The 10428-nt window shown below is 65.6% G+C and carries 10 protein-coding genes; 8 read left to right on the top strand and 2 right to left on the bottom strand.

Annotation, left to right across the window (positions count from 1 at the left end; genetic code table 11):
* The 8 genes from HV773_RS34185 to HV773_RS34150 form a co-directional block, all read left to right on the top strand.
* The coding region (locus HV773_RS34185; RefSeq protein ID WP_246282594.1) for a glycine zipper family protein at positions 1–231 on the top strand (231 nt) is incomplete at its 5' end.
* 143 nt (positions 232–374) lie between these two features.
* Entirely contained in the window at positions 375–962 is a 588-nt protein-coding gene (locus tag HV773_RS34180) for a BPSL1445 family SYLF domain-containing lipoprotein (RefSeq protein WP_175198253.1), read from the top strand.
* A 13-nt stretch (positions 963–975) separates the two neighbouring features.
* Positions 976–1581: a hypothetical protein gene (locus HV773_RS34175; protein ID WP_175198252.1), complete on the top strand. Its 606-nt coding sequence runs from the start codon at positions 976–978 to the stop codon at positions 1579–1581.
* 137 nt (positions 1582–1718) lie between these two features.
* Positions 1719–2105: a response regulator transcription factor gene (locus HV773_RS34170; protein WP_175198251.1), complete on the top strand. Its 387-nt coding sequence runs from the start codon at positions 1719–1721 to the stop codon at positions 2103–2105.
* A 14-nt stretch (positions 2106–2119) separates the two neighbouring features.
* Positions 2120–3451, top strand: a complete 1332-nt coding sequence (locus tag HV773_RS34165) for a paraquat-inducible protein A (protein WP_175198250.1) — start codon at positions 2120–2122, stop codon at positions 3449–3451.
* Entirely contained in the window at positions 3444–5066 is a 1623-nt protein-coding gene (locus HV773_RS34160) for a PqiB family protein (protein WP_175198249.1), read from the top strand. Before HV773_RS34165 ends, HV773_RS34160 begins: the two co-directional genes overlap by 8 nt.
* A complete protein-coding gene (locus HV773_RS34155; RefSeq protein ID WP_175198248.1) occupies positions 5063–5701 on the top strand; it encodes a PqiC family protein in 639 nt (212 codons plus the stop codon). Before HV773_RS34160 ends, HV773_RS34155 begins: the two co-directional genes overlap by 4 nt.
* Positions 5688–7457: a SulP family inorganic anion transporter gene (locus tag HV773_RS34150; RefSeq protein WP_175198247.1), complete on the top strand. Its 1770-nt coding sequence runs from the start codon at positions 5688–5690 to the stop codon at positions 7455–7457. Before HV773_RS34155 ends, HV773_RS34150 begins: the two co-directional genes overlap by 14 nt.
* A gap of 25 nt (positions 7458–7482) precedes the next feature.
* Here the strand turns inward: HV773_RS34150 and HV773_RS34145 are convergent, their stop codons facing one another.
* Positions 7483–8526: a DUF2950 domain-containing protein gene (locus tag HV773_RS34145; RefSeq protein ID WP_175198246.1), complete on the bottom strand. Its 1044-nt coding sequence runs from the start codon at positions 8524–8526 to the stop codon at positions 7483–7485.
* Positions 8527–8537: 11 nt separating this feature from the next.
* Positions 8538–9995 carry a DUF3300 domain-containing protein gene (locus HV773_RS34140; protein WP_175198245.1) on the bottom strand — a complete coding sequence of 486 codons (1458 nt, stop codon included), beginning with the start codon at positions 9993–9995 and terminating at the stop codon, positions 8538–8540.
* Positions 9996–10428: the final 433 nt, after the last annotated feature.

Genomic DNA, 10428 nt, shown 5'->3' with positions numbered 1-10428 from the left:
GGCGCCGCGCGCGGCGCGGCGGGCGGCGCTGTGATCGGCGCGATCGCGGGCGATGCGGGCAAGGGCGCGGCCATTGGCGCCGTTGGCGGCACGATGGTCGGCGGCGCGCGGGCGCGTCAGAACCAGCGCAACGCGCAAGCCAACGCGCAAGCGCAGTCGCAGGGCGCCATGGATACCTTCAATCGCGCCTTCGCCGCCTGCATGGAAGGGCGCGGCTACACGATCAAGTAAGTCGGGCAGATGTAGGACCAAGGTCCGATAGGTCCTTTCGGTTGCATTTGCCATCATAGGACCACAGTAGCGGCGGCATGAGATGCCGGCTCCGTGACTGATACGTGCGTTGCGGGGCTTTTTAAGCCAATCGGAGGACGCTAATGAATCGAAGGACTTTTGTGCTTAGGGCTGCGCTGATGCCCGCTGCGGTGAGTATGGCCGTCACGGGTTGCAGCACGACCACCAGCAGCGGCAAGAGCGAAACCACCGACGCGTTGAAGCGCCAGCAGATCGACGCCGCGGTGGACAGCACGATGTCGAGGTTGTACGCGACGGTGCCTGGCGCTCAGGAACTGGTGACCAAGTCGCGCGGCGTGCTCGCGTTCCCGTCGGTCGTCAAGGCCGCCTTCATTGCCGGCGCCGCGTATGGCGAAGGTTCGTTGCGCGTCGGCGGTATCACCTCCGGCTATTACAGCACGGCGGCGGCGTCGTTCGGATTCCAGGCGGGCGCGCAGTCGACAGCGATCGTTTACCTGTTCATGACGCAGGAAGCGCTCGACAAATTCCGCAATTCGGCAGGCTGGTCGGTCGGCGGCGAGGTGCAGGTTTCGCTCGTGAAGGTGGGGGCGAACGGCAGGCTCGACACGTCAACCGCAACGGCGCCCGTGCTGGCGTTCGTGATGACCAACACGGGGCTGATGGCGGACGCATCGCTGTCGGGCGCCAAAGTAACGAAGCTCAATCTGTAAGACGGAGAGATCCATGCCGAAGTTAAAACTGGTGGCCGCCGCGGTGCTCATGGGTGTCGCTCAACTGGTATGCGCACAGGGCCAGGGTGATGTGGCCGTGGCGAAAGCGCCGGGCAAGGTTAAGGTCATGGGCGTGCACACGGTGACGGCGGAGGTGCTGAACGTCGACCCCGCGACACGCGTCGTCAGGCTCAAGCGCGCCGACGGCAAGACCATTGAAGTTCAGGTTGGCGAGGAAGCTCGCAATTTCGACCAACTCAGGATTGGCGACAAGGTCACCGCGACGTATCGCGAGGCCCTCTCGTTGAGCCTGAAGAAGGGCGGAGGCGGCGCGGCTTCGGTCGATGCGCCGGCGCCGACGATGGAGCGCGCGGCAAGCGGTGCGAAGCCCGGCGGTTCGGTCGCCCGGCAAGTAACGGTCGTGGCGAACGTGATGGCTGTCCACCCGAAGAGCAAGACCGTCACGCTCAAGGGGCCTGAGGGTAACACCGTCGACGTGATGGTCGAAGACCCCGCCCAACTGGCGAATATCAAGAAGGGTGACCAGGTCGAGGCGGTGTACACGGAAGCGCTGGCCATCTCGGTCCAGCCTGCTGAAGCGGCCGCTCACGCGAAGTAGCGAAGCAGTCAGGTGCGCCGCGCAGCAGGCTATGTATGCCGATGCGCGGCCACGACCCTACATCTAGCCGCAGATCGTCAGGCGTTGATGGCTCGGAAGCGACCAATGCCCGGACCGGCTTCGTCCTGGTGAATCGAATGAGCGCTTCGAGTCAATCTGTGGCGATCGTGGACGACGAAGAATCGGTTGGGCGTGCGATTTGGCGTCTATTGAAGTCCGCGGGCATCGAGGCCGTCGCTTTCACGAGCGGCGAGGCCTTTCTTGAGGCATTGCAGGCAACGCCCCGGTACGAGCCGGTCTGCGTGATTCTCGATTTCCAGATGCCGGGGCTGAGTGGCTTGGACGTGCAACAGCGCCTCTCGGGCTCCGGTCTGCCCGTCATCGTCATCACGGCTTACGACGGGCCGCGCGTACGCGCGCAGGCGCGCGCAGGGGGCGCGCTGGCTTATCTGTGCAAGCCGTTCGACGAATCGGACCTGATCGACGCTGTGCGCTCCGTGCTCGACGAGGATCCGGACGCTTGAGCGGGTACGCTGCCATGAGAGCCGAGTCCGATTGTTCTGAATGTTCCGATAGCGATCACCATCAACCGCCAGCAGGCTTGCTCTTGTGTCACGAGTGCGACCTGCTGCAGCGGCGCGCGCCTTGCCCGCATGGCGGCGTGCTGCGCTGCGGGCGCTGCGGCGCGGAGCTCGAACGCGATCATGCCGATAGCGGGACGCGTTCGCTGGCGCTCGCGGCGGCGGCGCTCTTGCTGTTCGCCATTTCCAACCTCTATCCGATCGTGGGCCTCGCGGTCAACGGCCATGTCGTTCAAGCGACGCTGTGGGGCTCGGTCGAGATGCTGTACCGCGACGGCATGTGGCCGATCTCGGGCCTGGTGTTCATCACCACGATGGTGATGCCCGCCACGCAGATCGTGGCGCTGCTGTGGCTGCTCGTGCCGCTCGCGCTCGGGCGCAAGCCGTGGCGCGCGAACATCGTGTTTCGCGTGATGGGCGTCGCGCGGTCGTGGGGCATGACCGAAGTGCTGATCCTTGGATTGCTGGTCGCACTCGTCAAGCTCGCCCATATCGCCACGGTCGTGACCGGCACCGCGTTGTGGTCGTTCGGCGCGCTGATGATCGTGCTCGCCGGCGCGGGCGCGTCGCTCGATGTGGCCGCCGTGTGGCACCGCATCGCGCCCATGTCTTCGCTGCTGGATTCTCATCAGCCGGAGCGTGCCGAGCGTTGCGCAACGCCGCTGCCCGGGTTCACAGGCGCGACCTGCGGCATTGCGTTGTGCCACTGCTGCGAGCTGCTGGTGCGCATGCCGGCGCACGCAGGCGCGGTGGCGTGCCCGCGCTGCGCGACGCCGCTGCATCTGCGCAAGCCCGCGAGCCTGTCGCGCACGTGGGCGTTTCTCATCGCGTCGATCGTGCTGTACGTCCCGGCGAACGTGCTGCCGGTGATGGACACGAGTTCGCTGTTCGGGACGCAAAAAGACACCATCATGAGCGGCGTGGCGTATCTATGGGTGTCGGGTTCGTGGCCGCTCGCGGTGCTCGTGTTCATCGCGAGCATTGCCGTGCCGATGGTGAAGATACTCGGCCTCGCTTATCTGGCATTGTCGGCGCAGCGCGCCTCGCAATGGCTGCCCGGCGAGCGCGCGCGCATTTACCGGATGATCGAGCTGGTTGGCCGCTGGTCGATGCTCGACATTTACGTTGTCACGATGCTGGTGGCGCTGGTGCAGTTCAGCGCGCTCGCGATGATCAAGGCCGGGCCCGCGGCCATCGCCTTCGGGGCCGTCGTGGTCATGACAATGTTTGCCGCGAACGCCTTCGACCCGCGCCTCATCTGGGACCCCGTGGAGTTCGACCATGCCTGATTCCGGCCCTGGCGGCGCGTTGCCTGATCTCCCGCAGGCCAAGCCAGTGGCGGGGTCGCGCTGGCGCATGCAGATCGTCTGGCTGGTGCCGATCGTCGCGCTCCTGATCGGCGGCTGGCTCGCCGTGAAGGCGGTGCTCGAAGAGGGGCCGACCGTCACGATCAGTTTTCGCAGCGGCGACGGGCTCGAAGCCGGCAAGACCAAGATCAAGTACAAGGACGTGGACATCGGCATCGTGAAGTCGGTGACGCTGTCGCGCGATCACAAGCGCGTGATCGCCACCGGCGAGCTCGTGAAGGACGCGGCGGACATGCTCGTCGACAACACGCGTTTCTGGGTCGTGCGTCCACGCATTTCCGGCGGCACGGTGTCGGGCCTCGGCACGCTGCTGTCGGGCTCCTACGTCGGCATGGACGAGGGCAATTCGAAAAAGGCCCGCCACGATTTCGTCGGCCTCGAAGTGCCGCCGGTGTTCCCGAGCGACATTCCCGGCCGCGAATTCGTGCTGCGGAGCGCGGACATGGGCTCGATCGACGTCGGATCTCCGGTGTTCTTCCGCCGTCTGCAGGTCGGGCAAATTTCCTCGTACGAACTCGACCCGAGCGGCAAAGGCGTGACGATGCATGTGTTCGTGAATGCGCCGTACGACCGCTACGTGCGCAACGATACGCGCTTCTGGCATGCGAGCGGGCTCGACGTGTCGCTGAGTTCCGATGGCGTGCAGATCAATACGCAATCGTTCGTTTCGATGCTGATCGGCGGCATTGCCTTCGAGACGCCGGACTCCGACCGCAATACCCCCGAGGCCATTGAGAACACGCGCTTCGACCTGTACGAAACGCACACGGAAGCGATGAAGCAGCACGACCGCATCGTCGATACCTATATCGTGACTTTCTACGACTCGGTGCGCGGTCTGACCGTGGGCGCGCCGGTCGATTTCCGCGGCGTCGAGATCGGCGAGGTGACGCGCATCTTCACGCGCTTCGATCCGGTGAAGCGCCAGTTCAGCATTCCGGTGGAGATCAATTTGTATCCGGAGCGTTTCACTTCGCGCTATCAGAATGGCCCGCAGCGGCCCGGGCGCATTGCGTCGTCGCCGCATGAGCTTGCCGACTTCCTGGTTGCCAGCGGCTTCCGGTTCCAGTTGCGCTCGGGCAATCCGCTCACCGGGCAGCTGTATGTCGCTTTCGATATTTTCCCGGATTCGCCGAAGACGAAGATCGACTGGACGAAATCGCCGCCCGAACTGCCGACGGCTCCGCGCACGCTGCAATCGCTGCAGGATTCGCTGACACGCCTGCTCGCGAAGCTCAACGGCATTCCGTTCGACCAGCTTGGCGCGCAGGCGCAACAGACGCTGCAGAACACCAACGACGTGATCAAGAAGCTCGGCACCGACGTGGTGCCCGAGGCGCAAGGCACGTTGTCGTCGGCGCGCTCGGCGCTCGAATCGGCGAATTCCGCGTTGCAGCCCGACACGCAATTGCAGCAGAACACCAGCGACGCCATGCGCGAACTGGCCCGCACGGCCGCCTCGGTGCGCAACCTCACGGATTATCTGGAGCGGCATCCGGAGGCGGTGGTGCGCGGCAAACCGGGAGATAAGCCATGATTCGCGCCAACCTGCTTGCCGCCGGCCTGATTGCGCTGGTCGCCGTGTTTGCCGGCGCGGGCTGCCGGTCGTCGTCGCCGACGTTTTACGTCCTGCACGGCGATGCGCAGCGTACCGATCCGCCCGCGCGCGCGACCATGAACATCGTCGTGAGTCCCGTTACGGTGCCCGACATCGTCGATCGTCCACAGATCGTTACGCGTGGCGCCGGCAACCAGATCGAGCTGAACGAATTCGCGCGCTGGGCCGAGCCGCTGAAGACGAATATCACGCGTGTGATTGCCGCCGATCTGGGCCAGCGTCTGGCTACGACGCGTGTGTCGTTGTTCGAGACGGGCGCGAGCGCGGCATCGGAGTGGCATGTGCGAGTGGATGTCATGAGCATCGATAGCGTGCCTGGCGAGGCCGTGACAATCGACGCGCAATGGGCCGTGCGGGCACCGGGCAACGGCGCTCCCGTGCTGGGGCAGACGGTGGCTCGCGAAGCGGTTGATGGACGCGATTATGGCGCGCTGGTGGCGGCGCATGAGCGGGCGATTGGGGTGATCAGCACGGCTATTGCCGAGGCAATTCGGTCCGGCCAGGCGCCGTCCGCGCCGCTGGGCGCGCTGGATTCAGCCCATGCAACCCGATAGATCCGGTCTCGACGGCCCGCGTTCCGCGGACAATACGCAGGGATGGCTGCGCTGGCTGCCGGGCCTCGTCATGCTCAAGGCGTACCGCCTCAGTTGGTTGCCGCGCGACGTAGCGGCGGGGCTCGTCCTGACCACCATGCTGGTGCCGGTGGGCATCGCCTACGCCGAGGCATCGGGCGTGCCAGGCGTCTACGGTCTCTACGCGACGATCATTCCGCTGCTCGCCTATGCCGTGTTCGGACCGAGCCGGATTCTGGTCCTCGGGCCCGACTCCGCGCTCGCGGCGCCGATTCTGGCAGTTGTGGTGGCAACGGCCGGCAGCGATCCGGCGCGCGCGATTGCCGTCGCCAGCATGATGGCCATCGTGTCCGGCGCGTTCTGCATTCTCATGGGATTGCTGCGTCTAGGGTTCGTGACCGAGTTGCTCTCGAAGCCGATTCGCTACGGCTACATGAACGGCATCGCCATCGCCGTGCTGGTCAGCCAGTTGCCCAAGCTGTTCGCCATTTCCGTCGACGAGGGCGGGCCGTTGCGGGACCTGGTGAGCCTCGCCACGGCGATCGCCGATGGCAAGGCCAACTGGTACAGCTTCGCGGTGGGCGCAGGCAGCCTCGTGCTGATCCTGTTCCTCAAGCGCTTCGAAAAGGTGCCGGGCATTCTGATAGCCGTTGTGGTCGCAACCTTGTGCGTGAGTGTGTTCCATCTCGATGGCCACGGCGTCAAGGTGCTCGGCAAGATTCCGCAGGGCTTGCCGTCGTTCGCCATACCGTGGGCAAGCGGCGCCGATCTGACCAGGATCGTGCTCGGCGGATGCGCGGTCGCGCTGATCTCGTTCGCGGACACCAGCGTGCTGTCGCGCACCTTCGCGGCGCGCTTCCATAGCCGAGTCGATCCCAGCCAGGAGATGGTGGGCCTCGGGGTGGCCAATCTGGCGGCGGGCTTCTTTCACGGGTTTCCGATCAGCAGCAGCTCGTCGCGCACGCCGGTCGCGGAAGCGGCGGGTGCGCAAACCCAACTGACCGGCGTGGTGGGTGCGCTGGCCTGCGCGGTATTGCTGCTCGCGGCGCCGAATCTGATGCGCTATCTGCCCAACAGCGCGCTCGCCGCCGTGGTGATCGCGGCGGCTATCGGCCTGTTCGAATTCGCAGACCTCAAGCGCATCTATCGCATCCAGCAATGGGAGTTCTGGCTGTCCATGGTGTGCTTCGCCGGTGTCGCGGTGTTCGGCGCGATTCCCGGCATCGGCATCGCGGTGGTCATCGCGATCATCGAATTCCTGTGGGACGGCTGGCGGCCTCATTACGCCATTCTCGGCCGCGTGGAAGATGTGCGCGGATTCCACGACATCGAGCGCTACCCGCACGCCGTGCGGATTCCGGGGCTCGTGCTGTTCCGTTGGGACGCGCCGCTGTTTTTTGCCAACGCGGAGCTGTTTCAGGAGCGCCTGTTGCACGCGGTCGATACCTCGCCCACGCCGGTGCGCAGAATCGTGGTGGCCGCCGAGCCCGTGACCAGTGTGGACGTGACGTCCGCGGACATGCTGCGTGAACTCGTTCGCGTGCTGGGCGAGCGCGGCATCGCCCTGCATTTTGCCGAGATGAAGGATCCCGTGCGCGACAAGCTCAAGCGTTTCGAATTGATGGCGCTGATTGGCAGCGAGCGGTTTCATCCGACCGTGGGCAGCGCGGTTGACGATTACCTCGGCTCAAGGGGCGTCGATCCGCAAGCGGGCCAGCGCGGCGAGCCCCGCCCCTGAAGCGCGGGCGGGGCGGCGCGCGCCGCTATTGCGAATTTGTGCCGGAGGGTGCGCCCGATGGTGTGCCTGATGAGGTGCCTGATGAGGTGCCTGATGGTGCGCCCGATGAGGTGCCGGACTGTGTGTCCGCTTGTGTGTCTTGCTCTTTCTTCCAGCCGGGGCCCGGATCGAATGACGTCGTTTCTTCGGCCTTGGCGGCGCTGTTGGGGCCGAGGTCGCGCTCATAGACCTGCCCGTCGTGGCTCACCATGAAGGTCTTGATGCCGGTGTCGCCGTATTTGACCGGCCAGGCAATCACGCCGAAGCCGCCGAACAACTGGCCGCGCACGACGTAGTCGTAGGCGCCGCCCGGGGCGTGCGGCCCTTGCGAGGTCAGCAGCTTGTAGTGATAGCCGTAGTAGCCGCTGGTCTCCTTCATGCGCGTGCCCGCGGTGGCGAACGCTTCACCGAGCGGGCTCGGGGCTTCGTCATCCGCCGTAGGCCAGTAAAGTCCGTCGTGCTTGCCGGGTGTGCTGGCGAGGCGGCGCGCATAGACATACGTATCGCTGCCGTCGTGGTAGGTCGAGGCGTATTCGCGCTGCGCGTCGTAGATCGCGAGCATCGTCTGAATGACCGCGAGTTCGTTGCGGCCAATGCGGCGCACGCGCATTTCCTCGGCACCCGCCGCCATGTCGAAATGCCAGCCGTGGGCGTTCTTCACGAGCGGGACCGGAAACGTCCAGCCGTCGCTGCCGACCGCAATATGGGCGCTATTCTCGCCGGCGGGCTGGATCGCATGCGAAACCTTCCACTGGTCGAGGAAGGCCGCTCTGATTTGCGCACCGTTCGGCGGCACGAGCTGCCGGAAGTTGGCGCCGAACAATTTCCTCAGTTCTGCTTCATTGTTGCCGGAGACCGCATCGCCGAACGCGTTCATGGCGGCTTCGGGCGAGGCGAACGAGGCCTGCGCCGTGGCGGCGAACGACTGCGCGGGATTGATTGCGAGCGCAACCGTCAACGCCGCCGCGATCGCGAGGCGGGTGACAGGGCGAAGTGGGCGAAGTGGCCGAAGTGGCGATAGTCCTTTCATGGAAGTTCTCCCTAACGTCTGCCGCCGCCGCCGCGGCCACCGCCACTCGGACGCGCGCCGCCGCCACCGCCACGATTGAAATTCGAGGACCCCATGCTCGACCTGCCACGGTTGACATCGCGTTGCGTCGCGCCACCGCCGCCCACGCCCTGGAAGGCGCTGTCGCGGCCTCCGCCGGCATAGCCGCCGCGTCCTCCGGGGCCACCAGCGCCGCCTGCGCCACCCACGCCGCCTGGTCTCCCGGCGCCGCCTGCACCACCGACGCCGCCTGGTCTCCCGGCGCCGCCCACGCCTCCTGGTCCGCCGGCACCGCCGACGCCGCCCGGCTTCCCGGCGCCGCCCGGCTTCCCGGCGCCGCCAACGCCTCCTGGTCCGCCGGCACCACCCACGCCTCCAGGTCTGCCAGCGCCACCGACGCCTCCCGGTCCGCCAACGCCGCCCGGTTTCCCGGCGCCGCCCACGCCTCCCGGCCCACCCGCGCCACCGACGCCGCCCGGCCGGCCTGCACCGCCCACGCCTCCTGGTCCGCCCGCGCCACCCGTGCGGCCGCGATAGTCGCGGCGTGCATCGCCGCCCGGCACGTTACGCGAAAACTTTTCGCGCGAAGCGTTGTCGCGGTACGCGACCCCCTGGCGATGGCCGGGGTCGTGGTTCCACTTGCCGTTCTGGACTTTGGTGCGGTCGAAATTGCGATTGATGTTCGCGGCCTTGTTGACGTTGATGTTGACGTCGCCGCCGCCCCAGTTGCAACTGCCGAATATCGCGCCCGCCGCAGCGAGTCCGACGCCCCATGCGAAGCCCGTCATCAGCGCGCCGCCAGGGTAGTACGCGGGAGGCGGGGGCCAATAGGTCGGCGGATAGGCGGGGTAGCTCCATGCGCCGTACACCACAGTGGGGTTATAGGCGGGGACGTAAATCACCTCGGGGTTGGCGGGCTCGATGCGCACGACGGTCTGCCCGCCTTGTTGCTGGGGCGGCTCGGTGATCACCTGCTGCTGCTCATTCGACTTCAGGTTGCCGGCTTCCTGGGCGCGGGCGCGCAGCCGCTGCACGGCGTCCAGCACGTCCTTTTCCTGAGCCAGGAAGGCGTCGCCGAGCTTTTGCGTCCAGTCGATTTTGTCGTTCATCGGCTCCAGAATCTGCGGGAACGCAACCAGCGATTTCACACTGGTGTCCCACTGCTGGTCCTGCACGGCCTTGACTGCTTCATCGCCCTTGAGCTTCGGGTGCTCCTTGGCCCAGCGCGCCGCATGGACAATCTCGAGCGGGTAGGTGGAGGCCATCAGGACCTGGGCGAGCACCGAGTCGGGGTAGAGCGCGATCGGCGCGACGAGCGCCTCGATCTCTTCTGGCTTGTAGGTTACGGATGGCGCCGGCTCTTGCGCGAGCGCCACACATGACACGGCGCTCAGAAACACCAGCAACAGCAGATGGATTGCGCCGGAAATTCGTTTAGTCCACCAGATCATGGCCACTTCTCCCATTGTCCAGTCGAACCCGCCGATACGCGGGTCCGCGGTACGACGCAGCCGAGGAAGGTTATCGTCGCATACTCGCAATGGCGGCCAGCCGGAGCAATCGGACCAGAGTCCTATTGACTATTCACGAATGCGTACAGCGAATCGAGATCGCTTCCGTGTATTGGCTTCGGCGCATGAAGCTCCCAGAAGCAATTCTTATTGTTCATATAATAGTGATGCACGGCGATGCGTCGAATTCCGGCACGATTGCCTTGCGTTGCTTTGACGGGAACTGGGTATAACACGTGTTTGAAATTCGATACTAATTAAGTAAAGTAATAGAGTCCGTGCGAAGTGCAAGCGCGCATCGCGGCGCCCATCGAATGAGGTGACCTCATGATCCTGTCTCGCGCCCCGTGGCGGCTGTTGCTGGCGACCCTGG

Origin of the sequence: Paraburkholderia caffeinitolerans (assembly GCF_902859945.1) — a bacterium.
Lineage (GTDB): Bacteria > Pseudomonadota > Gammaproteobacteria > Burkholderiales > Burkholderiaceae > Paraburkholderia > Paraburkholderia caffeinitolerans.
Note: the sequence above shows the minus strand (reverse complement) of the source record. Positions and strands in the feature narration are given on the sequence as shown.